The organism is Rossellomorea arthrocnemi (assembly GCF_904424705.1).
GTDB classification, from domain to species: domain Bacteria; phylum Bacillota; class Bacilli; order Bacillales; family Bacillaceae_B; genus Rossellomorea; species Rossellomorea arthrocnemi.
This window is the reverse complement of sequence record NZ_CAJGBF010000002.1, coordinates 163,852-190,002: the sequence shown is the minus strand read 5'-3', so window position 1 is coordinate 190,002 and position 26,151 is coordinate 163,852. Positions and strand designations below refer to the sequence as shown.

The window sequence follows — 26,151 nt, the reverse complement described above, 5'->3', positions numbered from 1 at the left end:
AATTTAGAGGAATTTAACCGCTTACATAGAATGAGTTAAAGTGGAACTGTTTTTATTGAGATAAAATTGCAAATTGATCAGTCAGAAGAGAAAGGGAGGAAGAAAGATGTCGAATGAAGTCGTCATTGTAAGTGCAGTACGCACAGCCATCGGAAGTTTTAACGGATCATTAAAAGGCATTTCAGCTCCGGAACTTGGAGCGATTGTCATTAAAGATGCCTTAGAGAAGGCTGGTGTAAATGGAACCGATGTAGATGAAGTGATCATGGGGAATGTGTTGCAGGCAGGGTTAGGACAGAATCCGGCCCGTCAAGCATCCATCAAAGCGGGACTGCCTGAGCATGTACCGGCCATGACCATCAACAAAGTGTGCGGATCAGGATTGAAAACGGTCCATCTGGCAACGCAGGCAATCCTTTCAGGTGATGCCGATATCATCGTGGCAGGTGGAATGGAAAATATGAGTCAGGCTCCATATTTATTAAAAGGGGCAAGAGAAGGATATAAAATGGGGGACCAGAAAGTAGTCGACAGTATGATATCAGACGGCTTATGGTGTGCTTTTAATGATTATCATATGGGCGTGACGGCAGAGAATCTTTGCGACCGCTATTCCCTCACACGTGAAGAGCAGGACGAATTCGCGGCATGGAGCCAGCAAAAGGCTGCTGCTGCCATTGAGTCAGGCCGATTTGAAGATGAAATCGTTCCCGTACATATCCCTCAGCGAAAAGGAGAGCCTGTCGTATTCAAACAGGATGAATTTCCTCGTAAAGGGTCGACTGCAGAGAAATTATCCGGTCTTCGGTCCGCATTCAAAAAAGATGGCACTGTGACAGCAGGTAATGCATCCGGCATCAATGATGGAGCCGCTGCAGTGGTCGTCATGTCGAAGAAGAAAGCTGACGAACTGGGCATCACGCCTTTAGTTTCGATCAAAGGAAACGCCAATGCAGGTGTCGATCCAAGCATGATGGGAATCGGTCCTGTTGCTGCTGTTAAAAAGGTATTGGAAAAAACAAAGATGTCAATGGAGGACATGGAATTAATTGAGGCGAATGAAGCATTTGCCGCTCAATCATTAGCGGTGGATAAAGAACTTCAATTCAAAAAGGATGCCCTAAATGTAAACGGAGGAGCTATTGCTTTAGGTCACCCGATCGGAGCCAGTGGAACACGAATTCTGGTATCGCTCATCCATGAGATGAAGAAAAGAGGCGTTCAAAACGGATTGGCTACCCTTTGTATCGGTGGCGGGCAGGGAGTAGCAACAGTTGTTGAACTTCATAAATAAGGAATGGTGAAATCCAGATTCAAGGAGGGAATACAATGAAAGAAGTATACACTTCATATGACGAAGCAGTGGCAGACATCCATGATGGAGCCACATTGATGGTTGGAGGATTCGGTTTATGCGGAATCCCTGAAAAACTTATCCTGGCCCTTGTAGATAAGGGTGTGAAAAACCTTACCGTCATTTCAAATAACTGTGGGGTAGACGATTGGGGATTGGGTTTATTGCTGAAAAATAAGCAGATTGATAAAATGATAGGCTCCTATGTCGGAGAAAATAAAGAGTTTGAAAGACAGGTCCTGTCAGGAGAGCTTGAAGTAGAATTGGTTCCACAAGGTACACTTGCAGAGAAAATCCGAGCAGGTGGCGCAGGAATCCCTGCATTCTACACGCCAGCAGGAGTCGGGACACCGGTAGCGGAAGGAAAAGAAACCCGCATGTTTAATGGAAAAGAGTATTTGCTCGAAGAAGCCTATACGGCGGACTTCTCACTTGTACGGGCGTGGAAGGCAGACAGGATGGGGAATCTGATTTATAACAAAACAGCTCAAAACTTTAACCCGATGATTGCGGCAGCAGGGAAAGTGACGATCGCTGAAGTAGAAGAGCTTGTTGAAACCGGGGACATCAACCCGAATGAAGTGCACACTCCAAGCATCTACGTGCAGCGTCTGATTAGGGCAGAGCAGGAAAAACGCATTGAAAGAAGAACGGTGAAGCAAGCATAGAAGGGAGAGTGGAACGGGATGGATCGTGCCAAAATGCGTGAAAGAATCGCAAGAAGAGCTGAAAAGGAAATAGAAGATGGTTTCTATGTCAATTTAGGAATCGGAATGCCTACACTCGTAGCAAACTATATAACAGAAAACAAACAGGTTGTCCTTCAGTCTGAAAATGGATTACTTGGAATCGGCCCTTATCCTGAGGAAGAAGAAGTCGATGCCGACCTCATCAACGCCGGGAAAGAAACTGTTACAGCGATTCCAGGCTCATCTTACTTTGACAGCTCCGAATCATTCGGGATGATTCGAGGCGGACATATCAATATCGCCATCCTGGGTGGAATGGAAGTAGCCGAAAACGGGGACCTCGCCAACTGGATGATACCGGGGAAAATGATTAAGGGTATGGGCGGAGCGATGGATCTCGTTCACGGGGCACAACGCATCATCGTCATCATGGAGCATGTCAATAAGTCAGGTAAAAGCAAAATCCTGAAAGAATGCACCTTGCCTCTGACAGGAAAAGGCGTCGTGCACCGGATCATTACGGATCGAGCAGTGATGGATGTCACAGATGAAGGCTTGTTGCTTCGTGAAGTAGCGAATGGCTTCTCTGTGGAAGAGATCCAATCATCAACGGATGCCACGTTGATTGTAGGGGATGACGTGTTACTGGAAGCGTATTGATGAATAGAGTCGGTTAGAAGGAGAGCCCTCCTTTTGGCCGGCTTTTTGTTATTTTGAAAGAGGTGTAAAATGTCCGTGAGGCTTGTCAACATTTGCATTTGGAATTTATCTATCATGCTTATGATCACTCCCAAACCCGAACAGAATCGACCCGAAACCTTATGCCCCCCCCTGTAAGGTAATCCAAAATCGATCCAATTTACCACAGTGCCTCAAAAACAACCGGCTTCATTGCGCTAAATCTTCACCTTTGACTAAAATCTAAAAAAGATTTATAACTATGACAGATAGGGGGAATCAGAACATGTCCAAGAAAAAGAAACAGGAAGCAGAATTGACGTTAAAGAATTCAATCAACGGGGACCTCTTCGAACAATTGAAGCAGAAAAAAGCAGAGCTTGAAAAAGGAGAGGCTGTGAAAAAGGAAGAAGAGCGTCTTAAGAAAATAGAAGAGAAAAAGCAGCGGGAAAAGAATAAGAGCTTTGAAGAGCTGTTGAATGAAAGTAGTATGGATTGGAAAAATTTCAAAGATTGATGCGGGATGTAATAGTAGTGCCTCATCAAGCGGACTGGAAAGAGAAATTTGAAATGGAGAAGCGGAACCTGACAAAGCTTCTGCCAGACGCGATCATCCACCATATCGGTTCAACCTCAGTAAAAGGGTTAGCCGCTAAACCCATTATCGACATAATGATAGAAGTCCCTCGCCTCGAGAGCATTGATGACCGGACAGAAGAGTTCAGCCAACTGGATTTTGTGGGGAAAGGGGAGAATGGAATCCCAAACCGTCGCTACTTTTATAAAGGAGAAGGGAATGAGAGAGCTGTACATCTTCATATTTTCCCTTATGGAATCGATCATGTGATCAGGCACATAGCGTTCCGTGATTATTTAAGAGTACACGAATGGGAAGCTCATCAATATGGGGAGCTAAAATCAAGGCTCGCAAAGAAATTCCCCCATGATATGGAAGGCTACATTCAAGGGAAAGACCACTTTGTGAAGGACTTGGAGAAAAAGGCATTAGATTGGCATAAAAAAAATAAGCGGGAAGGGAATGAAGATTCCTGACCCGCTTATTTTTCACTCAATCCCTATGTTGCTCATATCGTGATAATTTAGTTAATTGTTTAAGCATGTCAAGCTCTTCGGAAGATAAAGATCCGGCATTCACAGCGTCGATATTTTCCTGAAGCTGTTGAACGGAGCTTGCTCCCGGAACGACGGCAGCAACCGAATCATGTGCGAGATTATATTGAAGGGCAAGTTCATTCATTGTGCGATTGTCCCCCAGTTTTTTATGAATGCACCCGAGCGTTTCTTGAAGCTCTTGATAAGAATAATCGAGGTACCCATTCTCTTTCACTTTCGCAGAAGCTTTGGTAAGCATTTTATTAGAAAGAAGTCCTTTTGCTAAAGGCCCCCGGGCGACGATACTCACCCTATTCTCATCCAATAGGTCCATCCATTCTTCCGGTCGGCGATCCAATAAGCTGTACTGCATCATCACGCTATCGATGGCGGCTGAGCTTAAGAATCGTTTGATGACATTCGGACGGATGGAAGAGATGCCGTAATAACGAATCAGACCTTCCTTCTTCAATTCTTCAAATGCCTCGATCGTTTCTTCAAAATTGTCTTCAATCGTACCTCCGTGAAGCTGGTAAAGGTCGATGTAGTCTACTTTCAGTCGGGTTAGGCTGTGCTTTACAGCAGACTTGATATAGGACTTGGAAGGGTCCCAGCGCCAGCCATCCTCCACGTCATCCCATCGGTTTCCTACTTTTGTAGCCAGGATGATATCGTCACGGACATCACGTATGGCTTTGCCGACTATTTCTTCATTTTGGCCCAATTCATATAAATCAGCAGTATCGAGGTAATTGACTCCATTTTCTAAGGCATGTTGTACAATTTCCTTGGCAGCATTCTCCTCGGTTCCAAGAGACATACAACCGAGTCCCATCTTCGATACAAATAAATCGGAGCTCCCTAGTTGTCTTTTTTCCATTATATCCGTCCTTTCGACATTAGCACTCTTTATTATATTAACGAAAGTCGGGACGAATAAACAAAAGATACGACTGGTTTCAACGATTTGCTTCAATCCATTCCTTCACCGTGGTGTAGGTTTGATTATATTGTTTCAGCTTCTCCTTAATTTCCCATGCTTTTCCTACCAGGATGATTCGGTCTTTTTCAGCAATCACCTTCAAGGGTTTTCACCTCGATCCTCGAATGGGATATGGTAAAATGTATGAGGACAAGGTCAATGACAGAACAAGGAGAGTTGAACGATGAAAAAATTTGAAGAAAAGACGATTACGACAGAGACGATCTATCAAGGAAAAATCATTGATCTTCAAGTGGATGAAGTAGAGCTTCCAAACGGTAAGACATCCAAGAGGGAACTGGTTAAGCATCCCGGGGCAGTAGCGGTCATTGCATTGACACCGGAAGGAAAAGTGGTAATGGTGGAGCAGTATCGCAAAGCGCTGGAGAAGTCCATCATTGAAATTCCTGCAGGGAAACTTGAGCCGGGGGAAGAGCCGGATAAAACGGCCCTTCGTGAATTGGAAGAAGAAACAGGCTATGGTTGCGGGAATCTGGAACATTTGATTTCATTTTATACCTCACCGGGATTTGCGGATGAGCTGGTTCACTTGTATATTGCTCACGACATTTATCCCATCCATGAATCAAAAGAAACGGATGAAGATGAGTTTGTAGAGTTGATTGAAGTGACAGTAGAGGAAGCGGCGCAACTCATAAAGGAACAGCGCATTTATGATGCAAAAACGGCGTATGCGGTTCAATATCTGCAGCTGCAGAGTTGGGGAAATAAGAGATGATGTGAAGAAAGCTGGACTCCCGTTGAGAGGGGGTCCATCTTTTGGATAAAATTGGTAAAATACGCAATTAATAAAAAAATGACGCAATAAGGGTGAGACCCAAAAGAAAAAGAGGCTGGCCCAATTACATATAGTAATCAACTTTTAATCGAGGTCCCCTCCGAATCAGAGAATAAACACACGTATCACGTGCATCCGTTCCATTTTCATCAAGATGGTCATTCCTTATGGTCCCTTCAAGCTTGAACCCCAGCCTCTCAGGCACCCTTCGGGAGGCAGTGTTTCTCTCATCACAGCGGATCTCCACCCGCTTGCAGGAAAGGTCATTCAGGGCAAACCGGGTCAGCCCCTTCACGGCTTCTACGATATACCCTTTCTTGGTGTACCTTGAGTTGAGCCAATAACCGATTTCCACTTTGGGCACCGCCCAATCAATGCGGTGCAGCCCTGTGGACCCAAGGAATTCATCTGTTTCTTTCAGATAAATATGGAGTCGGATATCGGTTTTTTTAATGAATTCTGCATAAGAATCCCGTACCCCGGACTCCACTTCATCAAGCGTTTGTTCTTTACGGGCAAAGGGGAGCCATGGCTTTAGTTCACTCCTTGATTCAGCTATAGCTTTAAACACATCCGATCCGTCACCTGGCATGCATGGTCGAATATAAAGGCGGGGTGTTTCGATCCGATCGGGGAAATCGATTAAATTTGGTTTGTTCATTATTCCTTCCTCCCATCCTGCGTTAAGGTTTCTATGATTATACGTTTATCAGTATGGAAGTTCAATAGAATAGAATAAATGTGTCCGCTCCTACATATAAATTAGTAATCGATATATAGAAGGAGCATTGTGATGCGCAAAAAAATTTCTAATTCAAACCCACTTATTCAACATGTACAAGCACATTCCTCGATCTATTTATTTATTATTACATTGTTTTTAATGGGGATCATTTTTGGTGCGATTGTGGTGAATTCCTTGTCTTTTGCCCAAAAAGAAGATCTGTATTTCTATTTAAGTAAGTTCTTTAGTGAAATGGAAGATGGGAGTATGACATCAGCAGAAGAGCTCTTCCGACAGAGCTTTCTCCATAATGTGAAGTATCTCGGTTTAATGTGGCTGCTTGGAATCTCGATCATTGGATTGCCCCTCATCTTCGTACTCCTATTTATGAAAGGTGTCGTGGTCGGCTTTTCTGTAGGGTTCCTTGTGAATCAAATGAGCTGGAGCGGATTTTTATTATCTTTTGTGAGCGTGCTGCCACAAAACATTATCATTATTCCGGCGTTCATCTTTATTGGAGCGATCAGCGCGAACTTCTCCCTTACATTGATCCGGAAGATTTTTATGAGGCAGACGTCCACCATGCAATTTCAAATGCTTCCGTTCTTATCCAGGTATGTTATTTTCATGGTGGTGGCCATAGGGATTGTCACCGTCGCTGCAAGTATTGAAGCCTATCTTTCTCCTAATTTAATGGAAGCAGTCATAACCAAACTTAAATAAAACAATTATTATGTAATAATCGTTTTATTTGTTTAATTATAATTATTTTATTTTGCTTATTCCTCCCTTTTTGATATAATAGTAAGGACATTGACGAGGGAGGAGAGGACTATGGAAAGCCGCATTGAACGAATAAAAAAACAGCTTCATTCTGCCAGCTACAAGCTTACGCCACAGCGTGAAGCAACGGTACGCGTGTTATTGGAACATGAAGAAGATCACCTCAGCGCCGAAGATGTATACCTCCTCGTTAAGGAAAAATCTCCGGAAATTGGACTGGCAACCGTATATCGTACATTGGAATTGCTGTCTGAACTGAAAATTGTGGATAAAATCAATTTTGGCGATGGTGTATCGCGTTACGATCTCAGGCAAGAAGGGGCAGCCCACTTCCATCACCATTTGGTGTGCATTGAATGTGGAGCGGTTGATGAAATTCAAGAAGATCTCTTAGAAGATGTGGAAACAATTGTCGAACGAGACTGGAAGTTTAAAATAAAAGACCACCGCCTCACCTTTCATGGCATTTGTTCCAGATGCCAGGATAAAGAAGAGGACCCAGAAGAATAAGATAATCGAAAAGCCTTAAAGACCCCTGTGTTGTTTCTCGTTTGGAAACTTCCCATACATACTCTTTAAGGCTTTTTTAATGCCCTCATAGTATTTTTCACAGTTTCTGACTCCATAAGGTATAAAACGGTTCAAAAACGTCATAGCTTGTATTAATAGGCGTTAGTATCAGTGATATGGAGGACGACAGGATGATAAAAGGGGTTCAAATGGTATGGCAGACCATTAAGGTGTTTATTTTATTTACGGGATCAACGATTTTGTTTTACTATGGTATCATGTGGATCAGTGAAGAATACGAAGGTTATCACAGATATGATGAGCCTGAGGGAGCAGCAGTAAAGGTTTATTCTTCCGTAACAGAGGAAGAAAGCCATTGGTATGATCGATTATTATTTTTTTATATGAACGGGGAGTAATGCAGGGTGGAAGACCATATTCAAGATTTCATGCATTTTTTAATAGTAGAAAAAGGACTTGCCAAGAATACGATCGAGTCGTATCAGCGTGATTTAAAGAATTATGCATTATATTTAAAGAAGGTTGAGGAATTAGCGGAATTGAACGCTGTTTCAAGAGTGAATATCCTCCAATTTCTAGGTCATCTGAAAAGTCAGGGGAAATCCTCGAAGACCATTGCCCGTCATGTTGCATCCATCCGCTCCTTTCATCAATTCCTTTTAAGGGAAAAGGCGACGGAACAAGATCCGACTGTGCATATCGAGACACCTAAGACCGAGAGAACGCTGCCGAAGATTTTGAGCATCGCTGAAGTGGAGGCATTACTCGAAGCCCCTGAAGAATCGACACCTTTAGGAATGAGGGACAAGGCAATGCTTGAAATCCTCTATGCTACGGGGATACGGGTAAGCGAGCTCATCCAGCTTAAATTGGATGACGTCCATTTGACCATGGGATTTGTCCGATGTATCGGGAAAGGGAACAAAGAGCGGATTATCCCGATCGGACAGACGGCTATGAATGTCCTCGAGAAATACTTAGGTGACGCACGATTAAAATTACGGAGCAAGAAACACCGTGATGACCATTTATTTCTGAATCACCATGGAAAGGGTCTCACAAGACAAGGTTTCTGGAAGAATTTAAAGTCACTTGCCAAGAAAGCCAATATTGAGAAAGATTTGACGCCTCATACGCTTCGACATTCCTTTGCTACCCATTTGTTGGAAAATGGGGCAGACCTACGGGCGGTTCAGGAAATGCTTGGACATGCAGATATTTCCACGACCCAAATCTATACACATGTGACGAAAACACGTTTAAAGGATGTATATTCACAATTCCATCCAAGAGCTTAATTGAATGAAGAGAGATTCCATAAAGAAATTATGATTCTTTAAGGGATCTCTCTTGTTTTTTTTAAAAGGGAAAAGTAGAATATAGATGTCAGACTTCTGACGTTAAAACCTGTCGATTGCTTCAAAGCAGATAAGGGTAAGATACGATGGAAGGTCGAAAATGTAACCGCTTTTTTAAAAAAGGATCAATATATAGGAGGTTTACTTGAATGAGTAACTATACATACAAACGAGTTCACTTGATCGTAATGGATTCTGTCGGTATCGGCGAAGCTCCGGACGCAGAACTATTCAATGATAAGGGAACAGATACAATTGGTCACATAGCTGAACATATGAACGGATTGAATATGCCGAATATCGGGAAGTTGGGACTTTCCAACATTAAAGAAGTGAAGGGTATCGAAAAGGCGGATAAACCTCTTGCATACTACTCAAAGATGCAGGAAGCCTCTGTAGGGAAAGACACGATGACTGGACATTGGGAAATCATGGGGCTTAATATTGACAAACCATTCAAGACGTACCCGGATGGCTTTCCTGAAAAATTAATCCAAAAACTTGAAGCTGAAACAGGTCGCACGATTATTGGAAATAAGCCTGCCAGTGGAACTGAGATTATTGAAGAATTGGGTAAGGAACATATGGAAACCGGGGCCCTGATTGTGTACACGTCTGCTGATCCGGTCCTTCAAATCGCAGCTCATGAAGACATCATCCCGATCGATGAGCAGTACAAAATCTGTGAGATTGCCCGCGAAATCACGAAAGAAGAGGAATATCTTGTCGGACGTGTGATTGCCCGGCCATTCGTCGGTGAACCAGGGAAGTTCAAGCGAACATCCAATCGCCACGACTATGCATTGAAGCCGTTTGACCGTACGGTAATGAACGAAATGAAAGACTCCGGTTTAGACGTGATTGCTATCGGGAAGATTTCAGATATTTATAATGGTGAAGGTGTGACCGACTCTATTCGTACGAAGCATAATATGGACGGAATGGACAGTTTCATTAAAGCATTCGATCGGTCTTTCACAGGACTCAGCTTCCTGAACCTGGTAGACTTTGATGCATTATATGGACATCGACGGGATCCACAAGGGTACGGGGAAGCGTTGGAAGAGTTCGATGCCCGACTGCCGGAAGTATTCGATAAAATGACGGAAGATGACCTTCTTATCATTACGGCAGACCATGGAAATGACCCTACTGCACCAGGGACAGATCATACGAGAGAATATGTACCCCTTCTTGTTTATTCAAAACGCTTTAAAGATGGTAAGGAGCTGCCGATCTCAGAAACATTCGCAGATATCGGGGCGACGGTTGCGGATAACTTTAATGTGAAAATGCCGAAATTCGGCGAAAGCTTCTTGAACCAATTGAAATAAGAAATAGAAAAAATACGAACAGGAGAGGGATGAAGCTGATTCAAAGGCTCATTTCCTTCTCTTTATGTTGAAAAGGAGTAATAAGATGAATTACGAAAACATCCAAAACGCAGCTAATCATTTAAAAAATCAATATACAGGACAGCCTAAGGTCGGATTGATCCTTGGATCCGGACTGGGTGTGCTGGCAGATGAAATCCAAAACTCTGTGAAAATTCCCTATAAGGAAATTCCTGATTTTCCTGTATCCACTGTTGCAGGACATGCCGGACAGCTTGTATTCGGACAATTAGCCGGACAGGAAGTCGTCGCGATGCAAGGGCGCTTTCATTACTATGAAGGGTATGGATTTGATAAAGTAACATTCCCTGTGCGTGTCATGAAAGAATTAGGTGTGGAAGTGCTGATTGTGACAAATGCAGCCGGTGGCGTGAACGAAAGCTTCCAGGCAGGAGATTTAATGCTGATTTCTGACCATATCAACAATATGGGAGGCAATCCACTCATCGGAGCGAATGATTCCCGCTTAGGGCCAAGGTTCCCTGATATGTCAGAGGCCTATTGTAAAGAGCTTCGTCAAAAAGCAAAAGAAATCGCAACCAACCTCTCCATAGAAGTGCAGGAAGGTGTCTATGTAGGTAATACTGGTCCTACTTATGAAACTCCTGCTGAAGTTCGCCTTGCCCGCACTCTTGGAGGTGACGCAGTCGGTATGTCAACGGTCCCTGAAGTCATCGTGGCTCGACATGCTGGAATCAAGGTACTGGGGATTTCATGTATTTCAAATATGGCTGCAGGAATTCTTGATCAACCCCTTTCCCATGATGAAGTCATGGAAACGACGGAAATGGTACGTGCCAATTTCCTTGCATATGTGAAAGAAATGGTGAAATCTTTATAAAAGCTGATTCAGAAAAGGGAAAAACCCTTTGATTAAATAGAAAAGAGTGGGTGAAGACAATGAGGATGGTAGACTTAATAGAAAAGAAGCGCGAAGGAAAAGAATTATCTACTGAAGAAATCAAATTCATCGTAGAAGGATATACAGACGGAAGCATCCCGGATTATCAGGTGAGCGCCCTGACAATGGCGATTTTCTTTAAAGATATGAGCGATAGAGAACGAGCGGACCTGACGATGGCAATGGTCGAATCAGGGGATCAAATTGATTTGTCTGCCATTGAAGGGATCAAAGTCGATAAGCACTCCACAGGAGGAGTTGGGGATACAACGACACTGGTTCTTGGACCACTTGTGGCATCAGTCGGTGTCCCTGTAGCGAAAATGAGTGGAAGAGGTCTTGGGCACACAGGAGGAACCATTGATAAGCTGGAGTCTGTAGAAGGCTTCCATGTAGAAATTGAAAACGATGAGTTTATCCGCTTGGTGAACAAGAATAAGCTGGCTGTAATCGGCCAAAGCGGTAACTTGACGCCTGCTGATAAGAAGCTGTACTCCCTGCGTGACGTGACGGCAACGGTCAACAGTATTCCGTTGATTGCAAGCTCGATCATGAGTAAAAAAATCGCAGCAGGGGCAGATGCCATCGTCCTTGACGTGAAAACCGGTGCCGGTGCCTTCATGAAAACCCTGGACGATTCAAAAGACCTTGCAAAAGCCATGGTGAACATCGGAAATAACGTCGGAAGAAAAACGATGGCAGTCATTTCGGATATGAGCCAGCCACTTGGATACGCAATTGGAAACGCCCTTGAAGTGAAGGAAGCGATCGATACATTAAAAGGGGAAGGTCCGGAAGATTTAACCGAACTTTGCCTGACTCTTGGAAGCCACATGGTATTCCTTGCGGAAAAAGCAACGACTTTGGAAGAAGCGAGATCGTTATTGCAAAAAGCCATTGAAGACGGATCTGCTCTTGAGAATTTCAAGGTATTCCTTGAGTCACAAGGTGGAGATCCTTCAGTGGTTGATGAACCATCCAAGCTGCCTCAAGCAACGTATAAGTTCGAGCTTGAATCAAAACAAGATGGCTATGTGTCTGAAATTGTTGCCGATGCAGTAGGGACAGCTGCTATGTGGCTGGGTGCAGGCCGTGCCACGAAAGATTCTGTGATCGACTTAGCTGTTGGTCTTGAGCTTCGCAAAAAAATTGGCGATGAGGTGAAAGCGGGAGATTCCCTTGCCACCATCTACAGTAATGCAGAAAACATTGACAATGTGAAAGAGAAGTTATATGAAAGTATTAAAGTGACATCAGAACATGTAACTGCACCAACGCTGATTCATACTGAAATCACGGGTTGAATTTAATGGTAATCGAGGCCTTTGCCAAAGTGGAGTATTTTCCTTTGGCAGGGGTTTTTTTGCGTTAATCGGGCAATGAAAATTTCACTTTATGGAAAAGACACCGAAAAACATTCACAGCGATGCATTTCCTTCAAACCAGACGCAAAGAACCTTCAATATTGCTCTCAAATTTGATAAAGTTTGACTTGATATTAGAGTCAGATATGGCGGCAGAGATTATAGTTAAGCCCTACCCTACTCGTTTAGGAATCATACCGGATTTAAGATGATCGTGCGAGATACAGGTTTTTCATGCGCCATTAAAAATAGACGTGCCGAGATGTCAAATTTACTATGCGTCTTTTCCACTCACTACTCTTCCTCAACCTTACTTCTTCAACTAGATTACATTTAGAAATAATGTAATCTTGATGAAAATCACATCTTTTCCCTTTTTAAAGCCTCCCCCTTAACCATCTTCAAATATCGTCAGCACTAGCAACCCAGCACACCCTTATTTTTTTACCAATGTTTGTATAAAAATGATGAGGTTGGAAAAAATGGGTCTATGAGTATTGAATAATAACGAGATTTTGATTGGAGGACAGTTGGATGAAACGTTTTGCGTATATAGTAGTGACATTGATATTAACAGCTTTTCTTTTTCCTTCGATGGGATTTGCACAAGAGAAAAAATCAGAATTGGCCGAAGTGGCGAAATCAGCCATTTTAATTGAGCGTGATACTGGAGCGGTGCTCTACGAAAAGAACAGCCACGAAAAGCTGGCACCAGCGTCCATGACGAAAATCATGACTATGACCCTGATTATGGAAGCCCTTGAAAATGGCCAAATAAAGTGGGATGACAAAGTACGTGCAAGTGAATATGCTGCATCCATGGGAGGGTCACAGATCTTTCTGGAGCCGGGCGAAAGCATGACTGTAGAAGAAATGCTGAAGGGGATTGCCATTGGATCTGCCAATGATGCCTCTGTAGCGATGGCGGAGCATATAGCAGGAAGTGAAGAAGCCTTTGTTGAGAAAATGAATAAAAAGGCAAAAGAGTTAGGGTTGAAAGAAACGCATTTCAAAAACCCGACAGGCTTACCATCCAAAGACCATTACAGTTCGGCACATGATATGTCCATGATGGCGAAGGAACTTCTTAAATATGAAGGGATCACAAAATTCACGGGCAGCTATGAATCCTATTTACGTGAAGGATCGGATAATAAATTCTGGCTTGTAAATACGAATAAATTAGTCCGCTTCTATGACGGTGTAGACGGATTGAAAACGGGATTCACAAATGAAGCGAAATATTGCCTGACGGCGACGGCAAAGAGAGACAATATGAGGGTAGTAGCAGTCGTGTTCGGTGCACCGACACCAAAGGAACGGAACAACGAGGTCAGTAAAATGCTTGATTATGCCTTCAATCAGTATTCAACCAAGCCTCTCTTCAAAAAAGGTGATTCTCTGGCCAAGGTGAAGATCTCAAAAGGGAAAGAAAATAAGGTCGATGCCGTAACAGATGAGCCGATTTCCCTGCTTACACAGAAAGGTGAAAAATTAGATGGGATAGAACAAAAAATCACCCTATCGAAAGACCTGAAAGCTCCTATTAAAAAAGGAGACAAAGTAGGGACACTCGTGGTGATGAACAAAGGCAAAAAAATAGTGGAAAGCACCCTCGTTGCCAAGAAAGATGTAAATGATGCAACCTGGTGGGAATTATACAAAAAATCCTTTGGACTTTTCACGAAAGTAGGTAAGCAATGATCTCCCGAAAATAAACTCTAATTATGACGAATTCCTTCTAGTTTTGTCATAGAGAAGGAATTTACTAAAAGAATAGCGAAATGACTCACTATACGACAGAGAAGGAGGCTTTCTGATAGTGAGTCTTGCTATTAACTTAGAAGTCAAAAAAGATGTATTGTGTGTCCGTTTAAGTGGTGAGTTAGATCATCACACTGCGGATGATCTCAGAGAAAAAGCTTCGAACTTGATTGAAAGTGAGAATGTGAAGCATATCATCTTGAATTTAGAGGAATTAAGCTTTATGGATAGTTCAGGGTTAGGTGTCATTTTGGGTAGATACAAGCAGATTAAGCAAAAGCATGGAGAAATGGTGGTTTGTGCGATTTCCCCTTCTGTAAACCGATTATTTGAAATGTCAGGGTTGTTTAAGATTATCCGTCTTGAACCGTCTGAAGAAAATGCATTACAAAGATTGGGGGTCGCCTAACATGAGAAATGAAATGAATATTCAATTCAGTTCTTTAAGCCAAAATGAGTCCTTTGCCCGAGTGACTGTGGCGTCATTTATTGCCCAGCTGGATCCGACCATGGATGAACTGACAGAAATCAAGACCGTCGTCTCAGAAGCTGTGACGAATGCGATCATTCACGGATATGATAACAGACCAAATGGGACGGTTTATATTTCAGTGATCATGGAAGAGGATGGATTTATTGATATGACCATTCGTGATGAAGGGATCGGGATTGGCGATGTAGAAGAAGCACGTCAACCACTCTTCACTTCCAAACCTGAGCTGGAGCGTTCGGGTATGGGGTTTACGATTATGGAGAATTTCATGGATGAAATAGAAGTCTCATCACACCCAGGTACAGGGACCACGGTTAGATTGAAGAAGCACTTGACCAATAGTAAAGCGCTATGCAATTAAGGAGTCGTGCCCATGGATGTCGAAGTGAAGAATGAAAAGGAACAGACCTTTTTGAAAGATCACGAGGTGAAAGAGCTGATTAAACAAAGCCAGGATGGTGACCAAAGCGCCAGGGACCTGATCGTCCAAAAGAATATGCGCCTGGTATGGTCTGTTGTCCAACGCTTTCTTAATCGGGGTTATGAACCGGATGATCTCTTTCAAATAGGCAGTATCGGGTTGCTGAAATCAGTGGATAAGTTTGATTTAAGCTACGATGTCAAGTTTTCGACTTATGCTGTTCCGATGATTATCGGAGAGATCCAGCGATTCATCCGGGATGATGGAACAGTGAAGGTGAGTCGATCCCTGAAAGAAATGGGAAATAAAATTCGCAAAGCGAAGGATGAACTCTCCAAGAAGTTCGGTAGGGTGCCCACAGTCAGTGAGCTTGCAGAACATCTCGAATATTCTGTTGAAGAGGTGGTCATGGCCCAGGAAGCGAGTCGTGCCCCCTCGTCGATACATGAAACAGTGTATGAAAACGATGGAGACCCCATCACCCTTTTGGATCAGATTGCCGATAATACGGATAACAAGTGGTTTGACAAGATTGCACTGAAGGAAGCCATACGTGAATTGGATGATCGGGAACGATTGATTGTCTATCTAAGGTATTACAAAGATCAGACCCAATCAGAAGTAGCGGACCGGCTGGGGATATCGCAGGTACAGGTATCGAGGCTGGAGAAAAAGATCTTACAAACGATGAAAGATCATATGCACACAGAGTCATAGGTAAAATAACCTTGTTGGTTCAATTTTCTTTGAACCAACAAGGTTATTTTTTTGTGAACGTTTTTTGAAATATTCTCCATATATTTTCATCTCAGTCCTTCTAATCTCTTCCTACCATTTTATGTACTCTGCTGTTTCCTCTGTTCGTCGACGCGGTTATTACATAAATAAATTCCGTTAATCCATACTATTGGTACGAAGAGAAAATCATGTTTTCAGGAAGTGAACTGCATGGAAGGTATTTTGTATATACGCTTACGTCATCGAGTGCAGGTAAGGGAAGAGAGCGTGGTCAGGCTTTCTCAGCTGGCTCAAATCATAGCACCTGAAAATATTGTTGAAGATCTAAGGGGAATCCCGATCCATCAAGTGACGCCTTCTGATAAGAATATCATAGTGGTTGATGTAATGAAGGTCATAAAGGAAATATGCAAACAACATTCCGACTTGGATATTCAAACGATCGGACCAACACAAAGCATTATTGAAGTGATCTATGAGAAAAAGAAAGTCTCTCTTCCTTTGTTCATTGGCGTTTGGTTACTATTATTCATCGGTGCAGCCCTGGCAATTATGAATTTTCATGAAGATGTAAGTATGAGAGAAGTTCATCAAAGGCTGTATCATTTTGTAACTGGAGGAGTCGATCCTCATCCATTATTGTTCCAGGTTCCCTACTCGTTTGGTTTAGGTCTTGGAATGATATTGTTTTTTAATCATGTGTTTCGTAAACGACTTAATGAAGAGCCGAGTCCACTCGAGGTTGAAATGTTTAACTACCAGCAGGATTTAGATCAATATGTAATTATGCATGAAAATAAGGAAAGTCAGAAGAAACTGGATGACCATTAATGTATTGATCACCGTGTTTATTGGATTTGCTGGTGGACTGGCAGTAGGCTCGGGATTCGTCGCTTTTTTAACGGTCTTGGGGATTATTCCCCGATTAACTCAATTGACTAAAACAATGAAAATGATTCACTACTATGAAATGGCTGTCATTACCGGGGCCCTGGCCGGAGGGTTTATTAGCCTGAATAATTACACTCTCCATTTTTCTCCACTGGTCCTTATCCCCATCGGGCTCATGAGCGGGGTATTCATTGGGCTGTTGGCTGCTGCGTTAACTGAAGTATTGAATGTGTTTCCCATATTGGCCAAACGAATCGGAATTGATGGCAAGATTGTCATTCTAATCATGGCGATCGTATTTGGGAAGATATTCGGTTCACTATTTCATTGGCTTTACTTGGTTCATCAATAATTAGCAAGGGGCAGGGGTTCATATGGATAACATAAGGAAAGTGATCCTGATTACAGATGGAGATGAATACGCAAAACGTGCCATCGAGTGTGTTGCCACAGAATATGGGGGGCGTTGCATCTCAAGTTCTAAGGGTAACCCCTCTATACTGTCAGGACCAGAAATCGTAAAACTGATCAAAAGAGCCAAAAACGACCCTGTCTTTGTGATGTTTGATGATAGTGGATTTATTGGGGAGGGTGCCGGGGAACGTGCCTTAAAATATGTTGCGAATCACTCAGATGTTGAGGTCCTTGGAGTCATCGCCGTAGCAAGCAAAACACGACAGGCGGAATGGACCAGGGTGGATGTGTGCATTGATAAGTTTGGGGAGTTGACTCCATATGGGGTGGATAAATTCGGTGTACCTGAAATGGATGTTGGCAGATTGACGGGAGATACCGTTTATTGTCTGGATGAACTGGATGTTCCGGTGATTGTCGGAATTGGTGATATTGGAAAAATGGCTAAAAGGGATCACTATTCACAAGGTGCCCCCATCACGAAAAAAGCAGTGGAAATCATCTTAGAAAGGAGTGGGTATCATGCATCAAAAGAAGAAAGAAACACCGATTCCTAAAGATTTAAAAGTCATTGAAGATTACATGAAAGATCACGTTGGACTGAACACGAGTTTTGATATAGGTGTGCGAAAACTGATGATATTGAAAAAAGGGGTTCATTTCTACTATATAAATGGACTGACCGATGCTTCATATATCATTGAGATTGTAGAAGAACTTGTGGAAATCAACGACCATGAGCGTGCGACGAGCCGGTTATATGACATTGTACATAATCGCCTTGTCCATCAATCCGTCGAACCGGTCAAAACAATTGAAGAAGCCGTGGATGAAGTTCTATCCGGATTAATCGCCGTATTTGTAGAAGGCTATGAAGAAGCATTGATCGTGGATGTTCGTAGTTATCCTGGAAGGCAGCCGTCAGAACCCGATACGGAAAAGGTAGTCAGGGGTTCCCGTGATGGCTATGTTGAGAATATCATTGTGAATACCGCTTTAACGAGACGTAGAATACGAGACCCCAGACTGCGGTTTGAAATCTTCCGCATAGGTGAGCGTTCTAAGACCGACATTTCCATTGCGTATATCGATGATGTTGCAAATCCAAGCCTAATTGAAGTCATTAAGAAAGAATTGAAAAATATAAAAATCGATGGATTAACGATGGCAGATAAAACTGTCGAAGAGTTTCTAGTGAAACAAGGGTACAACCCGTACCCACTGGTCAGATACACAGAAAGGGCGGATGTGGCCGCCACACACTTGCTAGAGGGGCATGTCCTGATCTTTGTTGATACATCCCCGAGTGTCATCATCACACCTACAACGTACTTTCATCATCTACAGCATGCTGAGGAGTATAGACAATCACCTGCTGTAGGGACTTTCGTGCGATGGACACGATTTATGGGTGTGCTTGCGTCTCTCTTCCTACTTCCATTATGGTACCTGTTTGTATTGGATCCTTCTTTACTACCAGAAGTCATCAAATATGTTGGACCTCAGGAACAGACCAACATCCCTGTCATTGTTCAATTATTCATCGCGGACTTAGGGGTGGAGATGTTCAGAATCGCCGCCATTCATACTCCGACACCACTCTCAACGGCCATGGGTTTAATCGCTGCCGTCTTGATTGGTCAAATTGCCATCGATGTAGGGCTTTTCCAACCAGAGGTTATTTTGTATGTAGCAGTCGCTTCGATCGGTACATTTGCAACCCCGAGTTATGAATTGAGTGTGGCGAATAAAATGGCAAGGCTTCTTCTCCTGGTGATGGTAGCTTTCTTCCATATTCCTGGATTGATAATCGGAAGTACTATATTCATTCTCTTTGTAGCGAATATTAAATCTCTCAATACACCGTATCTCTGGCCATTGCTGCCTTTCAGCCCAAAAGCATTTATGCAGATTCTCATCAGGAAATCAGTACCGGGGTCTAAAATTCGACCAAGTATCGTCCAACCGAGAAATAAATACAAACAGCCTGCGAAATCTTAGAATATTGCAACAACTTTCATTCTGTGGTAAATTACCTTTAATTAGTACAGGATGACAGAGGGGAATGAGGCGTTTCATGTATCTTCATGGATCAGCAGAAATCAGAAATGGGGACTTAATGATTGGTGGGGTCAGTACGATAGATTTGGCCATTCAATATGGTACGCCCCTTTATGTATATGACACGAAACTTATCAGAGAGCGTGCGAGAGGCTTTAAAGAAACATTTGAATCTCTCGGGGTGAAGGCGGAAGTCGCCTATGCCAGTAAAGCATTTTCATCTATTGCCATCTTTCAGCTAATGAAAGAAGAAGGATTGTCATTGGATGTCGTTTCGGGAGGAGAGCTATTTACAGCCCTGAAGGCAGGGTTCCCTCCTGAGCGCATCCATTTTAATGGCAATAATAAGTCAAGGGAAGAACTGTTAATGGCCGTTGAAAATGGAATCGGCTGTATTGTAGTCGATAATTTTCATGAGTTGGAGCTGGTAAATGAAGTATCACGTTCTGTTGAACGGATAACCAGGGTGTTGTTAAGAGTAACGCCGGGAATCGAAGCTCACACTCATGATTATATCCTTACAGGACAGGAAGATTCGAAGTTCGGTTTTGACTTAGGCAACGGTCAGGCAGAGAAAGCGATGAAATGGGCGATGGACTCTGAAGCAATTGAATTGTTAGGTTTGCACTGTCATATTGGTTCGCAAATATTTGAAACGACCGGCTTCATACTTGCTGCCAGGAAGATCATTGAGAAGCTCGCTCAGTGGAGTTTACATTATAACTTTAATCCCAAGGTCCTTAATCTTGGGGGAGGATTTGGGATTCGTTACACGGAAGATGATGACCCGATCCCTCCCGCTCAATATGTGAAAGAAATGATTGCTGCTGTTAAAGAGGAAGTGGAGAAATACAATTTAGATTTGCCTGAAATCTGGATTGAACCGGGTCGTTCACTTGTAGGGGATGCAGGAACCAGTCTCTATACTCTGGGATCACAGAAAGCTGTCCCCGGCATCAGAAAATATATAGCGATCGATGGGGGAATGAGTGATAATATCAGACCTGCCCTGTATAAGGCAAAGTATGAGGCGATTATTGCAAATAAGGCGGACAGGATCCCTGAAGAAACGGTATCCATTGCCGGAAAATGCTGTGAGTCCGGAGATATGTTGATTTGGGATTTACCATTGCCTGCCTCTGAAGCAGGGGATATTCTTGCTGTTTTTTGTACAGGTGCATATGGGTATTCCATGGCGAATAACTATAATCGGATCCCGCGTCCTGCCGTCGTTTTTGTTGAGAACGGGAGAGCGAGATTAGCCGTTCGGAGGGAGACATATGAGGATTTGGTAAACCTTGATATATCGTTATAATCACATGGAAAGTAGTCTTTAAGTATATCGTCCTTAAAGACTACTTTTCTTGAATAGTAAATTACATACTTTAACAAAATTCGATTTTACTATACAATTACAATGACATATGCGAATAGGGTGTACAAAAAGGAGTCAGACATGAAAATCAGTAATAAAGGATTGTTCTTGCTATTAATACTTGCCGGTCTTGGGTGGGGAGTCATCTACTGGATGTTCATCGCCGGGAACTGATCGGTTTTGATTTGCTTAATAAAAGTAAATTTAGTAAGATAAATAAACGTTCATATCAATTAAATTTCTAGTTTTTGTCTATAATAGGAAATAAATAGATTAGACATAAAACATAACGAGGGGTAAATATGTTAATTCGGTATAAAAAGGCGTTTGAAAAGATTGCAATGGGATTATTATCTTTCATGCCAAATGAAAAGGATTTGAAGAAGCTTCAACAGACGATGAAGCAATACGAAACTGAAGAAAATTGGCAGCTCTTTTTATGGAAAGAAGAGGACATAGTAGGTTTAATCGGTGTTTATAAAACAGAAAGCACGTTAGAGATTCAACATATATCAGTCAATCCATCACACCGTCACGAGGGGATCGGGAAATCGATGGTGAAACAACTGAGGGATATACATTCGGAGCTTGAAGTGAAACCAAATTCAGAAACCGCTTCATTTTTTGGGAAATGTGATGACCCGGATCCATTAGAATTGAATAACGAAGACCAATAAAGAGGTAGACCGCCTAATAGTAAGGGTGGTCATCCTCTTTTTTTTCTTAAGGCATTATTCCGCTCGGTGATTACTTCAGACCGGTCTCTGAGGGAGTGGCGATGAACAAGACCTGTATTTGACAGGTCACTCGGTGAGCACCAGATGTATCCATTTTCCTCGCAAACGGCTTGAACCTGATCCACAAGTGAATCATCCGTTAACGGTAAGTTGATGCTTTGGTAAGGTTGCCCTTGACTGATTTGATGAGATGTATCTGTAAGCATGTCTTGAAGTTTTTTGGAATGGATCCCCAGCTGAGTCAGTTCGTTTTGATTCATTTCAATGTTCTTGAAGGCTTTCTGGAGCGTCCTTCCCGATCCTGCCAGATTCCCTCTTCTATAATGGTAAAAGCCAACCGCAATCTGGATCAACCCCACCCAATGGGAGGTTCTGTTTTTCGGATCCACTTCTTTCCAATATTCCTCTAATACTTCATGGCACTCAAAGTAGTCACGATTTCCATGGAAATACATTAAAAACTCGATATAGGCTTCTGGATAAGTCATATGATCCCTCCACTTGGTGTAAAGTATTTAAATTGTAGCATAAACCCATGTTGAAACGACAGGCAGCTCAGTAAATACAAAACTTTCTATTGGAGAATAGTGGTCTATCTACTATACTATTAAGTAGTGCTCTTGCAAGATTGTAATTAGAAATTTGGTGATTAAATGGAATACAATGTGAAGATTGACGCTTTTGAAGGTCCATTAGATCTTCTTTTGCATCTGATTAACTCGTTAGAAATTGATATATATGATATTCCTATGGCTCAAATCACAGAGCAATATATGTTATATGTACATACGATGAAAAATCTGCAGCTGGATGTGGCAAGTGAATACTTAGTGATGGCAGCTACACTTCTCGCCATTAAGAGTAAAATGCTTCTTCCGAAGCATGATGATGGCATGATGAACGATGAAATTGAATTTGAAGAGGAAGATCCACGTGACGAACTGGTGGAGCGTTTGATTGAATATCGTAAATTTAAAGAAGCGGCGAATGAGCTGAAGCATCGTGAAGAAGAGCGGGGGCAAGTATATACCAAACCTCCTAGTGACCTATCTGAATTCAGTGAAGAGGTGGAATTGAAGAATACGGATGTTCAGGTATCTTTATATGATATGCTTGGAGCTTTTCATAAATTATTAAGAAGGAAAAAGCTTCAACGTCCCGCTCAAACGAGAATTGCAAGACAGGAAATATCCATTGAGAAAAGGATGAATGATATTTTGGAGAGCTTACGCAATCTAAACAAACGTACATCCTTTACAAGTCTCTTCCCCTCCGATAACAAAGAGCATCTCGTTGTGACGTTCCTTGCAGTGCTGGAATTGATGAAACGGAAACAAATTATCGTCAACCAGGAAGAAAACTTTACGGAAATATTTGTAGAAGCAGGAGAGGAGGCAGGTCTTGTTGAGCAGTATTAATTGGAAAGGGATTCTTGAAAGTCTGTTGTTTGCAGCAGGGGACGAGGGTCTTTCACTGAAACAGGTCTGTTCTGTATTGGAAATCGAAGCACAAGTAGCGATCGATGTCCTTGAAGACTTGAGGAGTGATTATGAGAAGGATTCCAATAGAGGCATCTACATGATTGAAATAGCAGGAACCTTTCAGTTAGTGACCAAAAAAGAGAATGCCGATTACTTAAAAAAACTGGTAGAATCGCCTAATGTAAGCTTCCTGTCCCAGGCAGCTCTTGAAACCCTGGCGATAATTGCGTATAAACAACCCATTACAAGGATGGAAATCGAGCAGATCAGAGGCGTAAAAACCGAACGGCCAATCCAGACACTTGCCTCAAAAGGACTTGTCAAGGAAGTGGGCAGAGCGGAAGGGACTGGCCGTGCTTACTTATTCGGTACAACGAAGGAATTTTTGGATTACTTTGGTCTGAAAAGCATTGAGGAGCTACCCCCTCTTCCTGAAAATATTCAAGACGAATTCGCCCAGGACGAAGCAGACCTCTTCTTTGAGAAATTTCAGGAAACGATGGAAACGAATGAATAGTAATCGAATAGGCAGCACGTTAAAAAGGTAATACCAGTCCTGCCTGTTTTTTTGAGAAAGAAAACACGCGGGACCAAAAGAATAAATGCCCAACACAGCAGATGAATGCTGTGTTTTTTTTATTGTGAGGAATACATGTAGACTTCCCCTGAAAAGGCTCTCCACTTTCAAGTTTTCACTCATATTACCCCTTGTCCTGCATAAACTTGTACAAACACGTTAGATTTAAAGGAGTAGATGGGTGTGAATCGAAAGAGTGCGAAATTTTACATATATTTTTTTCTGATATTCACATTGTTGTTTGTGACAGTTTCCAAAGAGGTGCAGGCGGCACCTTCTGTCAGTTCCCAAAGAGCGATCTTAATGGATCAGGAAACCGGAAGGATTCTGTTTGAGAAGGATGCCCATAGTCAAAGCCGCATTGCAAGTATCACGAAGATCATGACAGCGATCCTTGCCGTCGAGTCTGGAAAGATGGATCGCGAAGTGACAGTTTCTTCGAATGCAGCAGGTACGGAAGGTTCCTCCCTTTATTTGAAAGCAGGAGAGAAAATAAAGCTTGAAGATCTCGTTTACGGATTGATGCTCAGATCCGGAAATGATGCGGCAGTTGCCATCGCAGAATTTGTAGGAGGGAGTCTGGACGGATTTGTGTATATGATGAATGAAAAAGCGAATGAAATCGGGATGAAAAATACTCATTTCGCTAATCCCCATGGACTTGACGATCATGAGGACCACTATTCCACTGCATATGATATGGCTGTTCTGACAAGATATTCTATGAATAACGATTTGTACAAGGAAATTGCAGGAACGAAAGTTCACACGGCTCCGAATCCCGATGAGAAGTGGGATCGAAAATGGAAGAACAAAAATAGATTACTGACGGAATTGTATGAATACAGTACAGGAGGAAAAACGGGATATACGAAACTGGCGAAAAGAACACTCGTGTCCACTGCTTCGAAGGATGGGGAGCATCTGATTGCCGTGACCCTGAACGGTCCAGATGACTGGAATGATCATATTGGGATGTTTGAATACGGATTTAAACAATTTGATTACAAAATTGTCCTGGAAAAAGGCAAGATTAAAAAAATGGATAACGAAGTATATAAAAACCATGCATACCTTAAACGGGAATCTGTATTAACCTTGACAGATGATGAAGTGGAAGAGGTAAAGGTGGAATACAAGATGTTGAAGCCAAAGCAAGAATGGTTAAAGAATCAAGGTGTGCCTGAAGTAGTTGGAAAGGCTGTTGTATATATTGGAGACAAGGAAGTAGATAGTCTTCCTGTTTTTTTTCAATCATCAGGTGAGGAGAAAAAAGAAAAGAGCTGGTGGAAATTCTGGGCCTACTCCTTCGAATCCATCATAGGAGTCCGGGACCATGGTTAACTTAATATGGGTAGGCATGACCATCATCGGATTGATATTTGCAATCATCAACGGAAAAATGGCCGAAGTGAACGAAGCTATCTTTACTTCGGCAAATGAAGCCGTTACCCTCTGTATAGGATTGGTCAGTGTATTAGTGTTTTGGCTGGGCATTATGAGAATCGCTCAGGAAGCGGGGTTACTAGATAAACTGGCAAAGTTGTTCAGGCCACTCGTGACGAGACTCTTTCCGGAAGTTCCCGAAAACCATCCGGCAATGGGCTATATCCTTTCTAATATGATGGCTAATCTGTTCGGCCTCGGAAATGCCGCGACTCCACTGGGGATCAAAGCCATGGAGCAGCTGAAAAGCTTAAATGGAGGCAGGGACTTCGCCAGCAGATCGATGATTACATTTCTTGCAATCAATACGTCAAGCATTACTATCATTCCGACCACGGTGATCGCAATCCGTATGAAATACGACTCTGCGTCGCCGACTGAAATTGTAGGACCAACCCTAATTGCCACGATGTTATCCACCATTGGTGCGATTCTGATCGATCGTTATTTTCATTATAGGCGTACCCGTCGAGAGGTGAAATAGATGCAATGGATATCCACAATCTCATTATGGCTGATTCCCATTATGATTGGGTTTATATTAATCTATGGGACCATCAAAAAGGTACCCACGTATGAAGTGTTCGTTGATGGGGGAAAAGAAGGGATTAAAATAGCCGTATCGATCATTCCGTTTCTTATAGGGATGCTGGTGGCCATCACGATTTTCCGTGAATCGGGTGCTCTTGAATTCTTTGTTGGTCTCATCCGTCCCGCATTGCTTGCACTGGGGATCCCTCCGGAAATTGTCCCGTTGGCCATCATCAGACCAATTTCCGGCACAGCTGCACTGGGAATGATGAGTGATATCATCGCCACGTACGGTCCCGATTCATTTATCGGAAGACTTGCTTCGACCTTACAGGGAAGTACCGATACGACCCTTTATGTATTGACGGTGTATTTCGGCGCAGTGGGGATCAGGAGAATGGGGGATGCACTGAAAGTGGGTCTCTTGGCCGATCTAGTAGGAATCGCTGCTGCCATCTTTATTGTCACCATCATGTTTTAAAGAGCTGAGATTATTTATAAAAAGAGAAAAAGAATCGGCTGAAATGGTCGATTTTTCTTTATGCCTTTCTA

Annotated in this window: 32 protein-coding genes; 28 read left to right on the top strand and 4 right to left on the bottom strand. The window is 42.7% G+C overall.

All coding sequences use genetic code 11. The features are described from left to right. Positions 1-106 precede the first annotated feature (106 nt). The 5 genes from BAA9072_RS03930 to BAA9072_RS03910 all read left to right on the top strand — a co-directional run bounded on the left by BAA9072_RS03930 (position 107) and on the right by BAA9072_RS03910 (position 3,774). Entirely contained in the window at positions 107-1,294 is a 1,188-nt protein-coding gene (locus tag BAA9072_RS03930) for an acetyl-CoA C-acetyltransferase (protein WP_201713393.1), read from the top strand. 35 nt (positions 1,295-1,329) lie between these two features. Further along, the gene (locus BAA9072_RS03925; protein ID WP_201713392.1) at positions 1,330-2,022 is read left to right on the top strand and encodes a CoA transferase subunit A; all 693 of its coding nucleotides are present in this window, start codon (positions 1,330-1,332) and stop codon (positions 2,020-2,022) included. Positions 2,023-2,040: 18 nt separating this feature from the next. Then, the gene (locus BAA9072_RS03920; protein ID WP_201713391.1) at positions 2,041-2,703 is read left to right on the top strand and encodes a CoA transferase subunit B; all 663 of its coding nucleotides are present in this window, start codon (positions 2,041-2,043) and stop codon (positions 2,701-2,703) included. A gap of 304 nt (positions 2,704-3,007) precedes the next feature. Then, entirely contained in the window at positions 3,008-3,238 is a 231-nt protein-coding gene (locus BAA9072_RS03915; RefSeq protein ID WP_201713390.1) for a YqkE family protein, read from the top strand. Between the two features lie 17 nt (positions 3,239-3,255). Next, entirely contained in the window at positions 3,256-3,774 is a 519-nt protein-coding gene (locus tag BAA9072_RS03910; protein WP_230980748.1) for a GrpB family protein, read from the top strand. Positions 3,775-3,790: 16 nt separating this feature from the next. On the opposite strand, the gene BAA9072_RS03905 is transcribed toward BAA9072_RS03910, so the two are convergent. Both BAA9072_RS03905 and mciZ read right to left on the bottom strand, forming a co-directional pair. Beyond that, positions 3,791-4,714: an aldo/keto reductase gene (locus BAA9072_RS03905; RefSeq protein ID WP_201713389.1), complete on the bottom strand. Its 924-nt coding sequence runs from the start codon at positions 4,712-4,714 to the stop codon at positions 3,791-3,793. A gap of 79 nt (positions 4,715-4,793) precedes the next feature. Beyond that, positions 4,794-4,919, bottom strand: a complete 126-nt coding sequence (gene mciZ, locus BAA9072_RS03900) for a Z-ring formation inhibitor MciZ (protein ID WP_201713388.1) — start codon at positions 4,917-4,919, stop codon at positions 4,794-4,796. An 81-nt stretch (positions 4,920-5,000) separates the two neighbouring features. Between mciZ and BAA9072_RS03895 the strand changes: the two genes are divergently transcribed. Further along, entirely contained in the window at positions 5,001-5,555 is a 555-nt protein-coding gene (locus BAA9072_RS03895) for an NUDIX hydrolase (protein ID WP_201713387.1), read from the top strand. A gap of 124 nt (positions 5,556-5,679) precedes the next feature. Here the strand turns inward: BAA9072_RS03895 and BAA9072_RS03890 are convergent, their stop codons facing one another. After that, positions 5,680-6,276, bottom strand: coding sequence for a GNAT family N-acetyltransferase (locus BAA9072_RS03890; RefSeq protein WP_201713386.1), 597 nt, complete (start codon positions 6,274-6,276; stop codon positions 5,680-5,682). A 132-nt stretch (positions 6,277-6,408) separates the two neighbouring features. On the opposite strand from BAA9072_RS03890, the gene spoIIM reads away from it, so the two are divergent. From spoIIM to BAA9072_RS03805, 17 genes are all read left to right on the top strand, one after another. Next, positions 6,409-7,062 carry a stage II sporulation protein M gene (spoIIM, locus tag BAA9072_RS03885; protein WP_201713385.1) on the top strand — a complete coding sequence of 218 codons (654 nt, stop codon included), beginning with the start codon at positions 6,409-6,411 and terminating at the stop codon, positions 7,060-7,062. Between the two features lie 111 nt (positions 7,063-7,173). Next, positions 7,174-7,632 carry a ferric iron uptake transcriptional regulator gene (gene fur / locus BAA9072_RS03880; RefSeq protein ID WP_044340109.1) on the top strand — a complete coding sequence of 153 codons (459 nt, stop codon included), beginning with the start codon at positions 7,174-7,176 and terminating at the stop codon, positions 7,630-7,632. Positions 7,633-7,823: 191 nt separating this feature from the next. Next, on the top strand, positions 7,824-8,051 hold the full coding sequence (locus tag BAA9072_RS03875) for a YqzK family protein (RefSeq protein WP_201713384.1): 228 nt from the start codon (positions 7,824-7,826) through the stop codon (positions 8,049-8,051). Positions 8,052-8,057: 6 nt separating this feature from the next. Next, a complete protein-coding gene (xerD, locus tag BAA9072_RS03870) occupies positions 8,058-8,951 on the top strand; it encodes a site-specific tyrosine recombinase XerD (protein ID WP_201713383.1) in 894 nt (297 codons plus the stop codon). Between the two features lie 209 nt (positions 8,952-9,160). Next, positions 9,161-10,345: a phosphopentomutase gene (gene deoB, locus BAA9072_RS03865; RefSeq protein WP_201713382.1), complete on the top strand. Its 1,185-nt coding sequence runs from the start codon at positions 9,161-9,163 to the stop codon at positions 10,343-10,345. Positions 10,346-10,430: 85 nt separating this feature from the next. Next, entirely contained in the window at positions 10,431-11,246 is an 816-nt protein-coding gene (locus tag BAA9072_RS03860) for a purine-nucleoside phosphorylase (RefSeq protein WP_201713381.1), read from the top strand. A 59-nt stretch (positions 11,247-11,305) separates the two neighbouring features. Beyond that, on the top strand, positions 11,306-12,610 hold the full coding sequence (locus BAA9072_RS03855) for a pyrimidine-nucleoside phosphorylase (protein ID WP_201713380.1): 1,305 nt from the start codon (positions 11,306-11,308) through the stop codon (positions 12,608-12,610). Positions 12,611-13,204: 594 nt separating this feature from the next. Then, positions 13,205-14,374: a D-alanyl-D-alanine carboxypeptidase family protein gene (locus BAA9072_RS03850; protein WP_201713379.1), complete on the top strand. Its 1,170-nt coding sequence runs from the start codon at positions 13,205-13,207 to the stop codon at positions 14,372-14,374. A 118-nt stretch (positions 14,375-14,492) separates the two neighbouring features. Next, positions 14,493-14,843, top strand: coding sequence for an anti-sigma F factor antagonist (gene spoIIAA, locus BAA9072_RS03845; protein ID WP_201713378.1), 351 nt, complete (start codon positions 14,493-14,495; stop codon positions 14,841-14,843). 1 nt (position 14,844) lies between these two features. Continuing rightward, the gene (spoIIAB, locus tag BAA9072_RS03840) at positions 14,845-15,288 is read left to right on the top strand and encodes an anti-sigma F factor (RefSeq protein WP_034758205.1); all 444 of its coding nucleotides are present in this window, start codon (positions 14,845-14,847) and stop codon (positions 15,286-15,288) included. Positions 15,289-15,300: 12 nt separating this feature from the next. Continuing rightward, complete coding sequence (gene sigF, locus BAA9072_RS03835; protein ID WP_201713377.1) at positions 15,301-16,065, top strand: RNA polymerase sporulation sigma factor SigF; 765 nt, start codon at positions 15,301-15,303, stop codon at positions 16,063-16,065. Positions 16,066-16,296: 231 nt separating this feature from the next. After that, the gene (locus tag BAA9072_RS03830) at positions 16,297-16,917 is read left to right on the top strand and encodes a stage V sporulation protein AA (RefSeq protein WP_201713376.1); all 621 of its coding nucleotides are present in this window, start codon (positions 16,297-16,299) and stop codon (positions 16,915-16,917) included. Further along, positions 16,907-17,329 (top strand): stage V sporulation protein AB, encoded by a 423-nt coding sequence (locus tag BAA9072_RS03825; RefSeq protein ID WP_201713375.1) that lies wholly within the window; start codon positions 16,907-16,909, stop codon positions 17,327-17,329. The genes BAA9072_RS03830 and BAA9072_RS03825 overlap by 11 nt, the downstream gene beginning before the upstream one ends. A gap of 22 nt (positions 17,330-17,351) precedes the next feature. Then, positions 17,352-17,948: a stage V sporulation protein AE gene (locus BAA9072_RS03820; RefSeq protein ID WP_201713374.1), complete on the top strand. Its 597-nt coding sequence runs from the start codon at positions 17,352-17,354 to the stop codon at positions 17,946-17,948. After that, positions 17,914-19,392, top strand: a complete 1,479-nt coding sequence (locus BAA9072_RS03815) for a spore germination protein (RefSeq protein ID WP_330999262.1) — start codon at positions 17,914-17,916, stop codon at positions 19,390-19,392. Before BAA9072_RS03820 ends, BAA9072_RS03815 begins: the two co-directional genes overlap by 35 nt. Positions 19,393-19,468: 76 nt before the next feature. Then, positions 19,469-20,767, top strand: coding sequence for a diaminopimelate decarboxylase (gene lysA / locus BAA9072_RS03810; protein ID WP_201713687.1), 1,299 nt, complete (start codon positions 19,469-19,471; stop codon positions 20,765-20,767). 362 nt (positions 20,768-21,129) lie between these two features. Continuing rightward, positions 21,130-21,504 carry a GNAT family N-acetyltransferase gene (locus tag BAA9072_RS03805; protein WP_201713373.1) on the top strand — a complete coding sequence of 125 codons (375 nt, stop codon included), beginning with the start codon at positions 21,130-21,132 and terminating at the stop codon, positions 21,502-21,504. 29 nt (positions 21,505-21,533) lie between these two features. Here the strand turns inward: BAA9072_RS03805 and BAA9072_RS03800 are convergent, their stop codons facing one another. After that, the gene (locus tag BAA9072_RS03800; RefSeq protein WP_201713372.1) at positions 21,534-22,052 is read right to left on the bottom strand and encodes a DUF309 domain-containing protein; all 519 of its coding nucleotides are present in this window, start codon (positions 22,050-22,052) and stop codon (positions 21,534-21,536) included. 165 nt (positions 22,053-22,217) lie between these two features. Between BAA9072_RS03800 and BAA9072_RS03795 the strand changes: the two genes are divergently transcribed. The 5 genes from BAA9072_RS03795 to BAA9072_RS03775 all read left to right on the top strand — a co-directional run bounded on the left by BAA9072_RS03795 (position 22,218) and on the right by BAA9072_RS03775 (position 26,080). Next, entirely contained in the window at positions 22,218-22,982 is a 765-nt protein-coding gene (locus tag BAA9072_RS03795; protein WP_201713371.1) for a segregation/condensation protein A, read from the top strand. Further along, positions 22,969-23,562, top strand: a complete 594-nt coding sequence (scpB, locus tag BAA9072_RS03790) for an SMC-Scp complex subunit ScpB (protein WP_201713370.1) — start codon at positions 22,969-22,971, stop codon at positions 23,560-23,562. The genes BAA9072_RS03795 and scpB overlap by 14 nt, the downstream gene beginning before the upstream one ends. A gap of 243 nt (positions 23,563-23,805) precedes the next feature. Continuing rightward, a complete protein-coding gene (locus BAA9072_RS03785) occupies positions 23,806-24,966 on the top strand; it encodes a D-alanyl-D-alanine carboxypeptidase family protein (RefSeq protein ID WP_230980747.1) in 1,161 nt (386 codons plus the stop codon). Next, positions 24,959-25,552 (top strand): nucleoside recognition domain-containing protein, encoded by a 594-nt coding sequence (locus tag BAA9072_RS03780; protein WP_201713368.1) that lies wholly within the window; start codon positions 24,959-24,961, stop codon positions 25,550-25,552. Before BAA9072_RS03785 ends, BAA9072_RS03780 begins: the two co-directional genes overlap by 8 nt. After that, the gene (locus BAA9072_RS03775; RefSeq protein WP_201713367.1) at positions 25,553-26,080 is read left to right on the top strand and encodes a spore maturation protein; all 528 of its coding nucleotides are present in this window, start codon (positions 25,553-25,555) and stop codon (positions 26,078-26,080) included. It begins immediately after the preceding gene. Positions 26,081-26,151: the final 71 nt, after the last annotated feature.

Bases quoted from the DNA above. Each gene is read 5' to 3' on its own strand.
- BAA9072_RS03930 (WP_201713393.1), top strand. From the start codon at position 107: ATGTCGAATGAAGTCGTCATTGTAAGTGCAGTACGCACAGCCATCGGA.
- BAA9072_RS03925 (WP_201713392.1), top strand. From the start codon at position 1,330: ATGAAAGAAGTATACACTTCATATGACGAAGCAGTGGCAGACATCCAT.
- BAA9072_RS03920 (WP_201713391.1), top strand. From the start codon at position 2,041: ATGGATCGTGCCAAAATGCGTGAAAGAATCGCAAGAAGAGCTGAAAAG.
- BAA9072_RS03915 (WP_201713390.1), top strand. From the start codon at position 3,008: ATGTCCAAGAAAAAGAAACAGGAAGCAGAATTGACGTTAAAGAATTCA.
- BAA9072_RS03905 (WP_201713389.1), bottom strand. From the start codon at position 4,714: ATGGAAAAAAGACAACTAGGGAGCTCCGATTTATTTGTATCGAAGATG.
- BAA9072_RS03895 (WP_201713387.1), top strand. From the start codon at position 5,001: ATGAAAAAATTTGAAGAAAAGACGATTACGACAGAGACGATCTATCAA.
- BAA9072_RS03890 (WP_201713386.1), bottom strand. From the start codon at position 6,276: ATGAACAAACCAAATTTAATCGATTTCCCCGATCGGATCGAAACACCC.
- spoIIM (WP_201713385.1), top strand. From the start codon at position 6,409: ATGCGCAAAAAAATTTCTAATTCAAACCCACTTATTCAACATGTACAA.
- fur (WP_044340109.1), top strand. From the start codon at position 7,174: ATGGAAAGCCGCATTGAACGAATAAAAAAACAGCTTCATTCTGCCAGC.
- BAA9072_RS03875 (WP_201713384.1), top strand. From the start codon at position 7,824: ATGATAAAAGGGGTTCAAATGGTATGGCAGACCATTAAGGTGTTTATT.
- deoB (WP_201713382.1), top strand. From the start codon at position 9,161: ATGAGTAACTATACATACAAACGAGTTCACTTGATCGTAATGGATTCT.
- BAA9072_RS03860 (WP_201713381.1), top strand. From the start codon at position 10,431: ATGAATTACGAAAACATCCAAAACGCAGCTAATCATTTAAAAAATCAA.
- BAA9072_RS03855 (WP_201713380.1), top strand. From the start codon at position 11,306: ATGAGGATGGTAGACTTAATAGAAAAGAAGCGCGAAGGAAAAGAATTA.
- BAA9072_RS03850 (WP_201713379.1), top strand. From the start codon at position 13,205: ATGAAACGTTTTGCGTATATAGTAGTGACATTGATATTAACAGCTTTT.
- spoIIAB (WP_034758205.1), top strand. From the start codon at position 14,845: ATGAGAAATGAAATGAATATTCAATTCAGTTCTTTAAGCCAAAATGAG.
- sigF (WP_201713377.1), top strand. From the start codon at position 15,301: ATGGATGTCGAAGTGAAGAATGAAAAGGAACAGACCTTTTTGAAAGAT.
- BAA9072_RS03830 (WP_201713376.1), top strand. From the start codon at position 16,297: ATGGAAGGTATTTTGTATATACGCTTACGTCATCGAGTGCAGGTAAGG.
- BAA9072_RS03825 (WP_201713375.1), top strand. From the start codon at position 16,907: ATGACCATTAATGTATTGATCACCGTGTTTATTGGATTTGCTGGTGGA.
- BAA9072_RS03820 (WP_201713374.1), top strand. From the start codon at position 17,352: ATGGATAACATAAGGAAAGTGATCCTGATTACAGATGGAGATGAATAC.
- BAA9072_RS03815 (WP_330999262.1), top strand. From the start codon at position 17,914: ATGCATCAAAAGAAGAAAGAAACACCGATTCCTAAAGATTTAAAAGTC.
- lysA (WP_201713687.1), top strand. From the start codon at position 19,469: ATGTATCTTCATGGATCAGCAGAAATCAGAAATGGGGACTTAATGATT.
- BAA9072_RS03805 (WP_201713373.1), top strand. From the start codon at position 21,130: ATGTTAATTCGGTATAAAAAGGCGTTTGAAAAGATTGCAATGGGATTA.
- BAA9072_RS03800 (WP_201713372.1), bottom strand. From the start codon at position 22,052: ATGACTTATCCAGAAGCCTATATCGAGTTTTTAATGTATTTCCATGGA.
- BAA9072_RS03795 (WP_201713371.1), top strand. From the start codon at position 22,218: ATGGAATACAATGTGAAGATTGACGCTTTTGAAGGTCCATTAGATCTT.
- BAA9072_RS03780 (WP_201713368.1), top strand. From the start codon at position 24,959: ATGGTTAACTTAATATGGGTAGGCATGACCATCATCGGATTGATATTT.
- BAA9072_RS03775 (WP_201713367.1), top strand. From the start codon at position 25,553: ATGCAATGGATATCCACAATCTCATTATGGCTGATTCCCATTATGATT.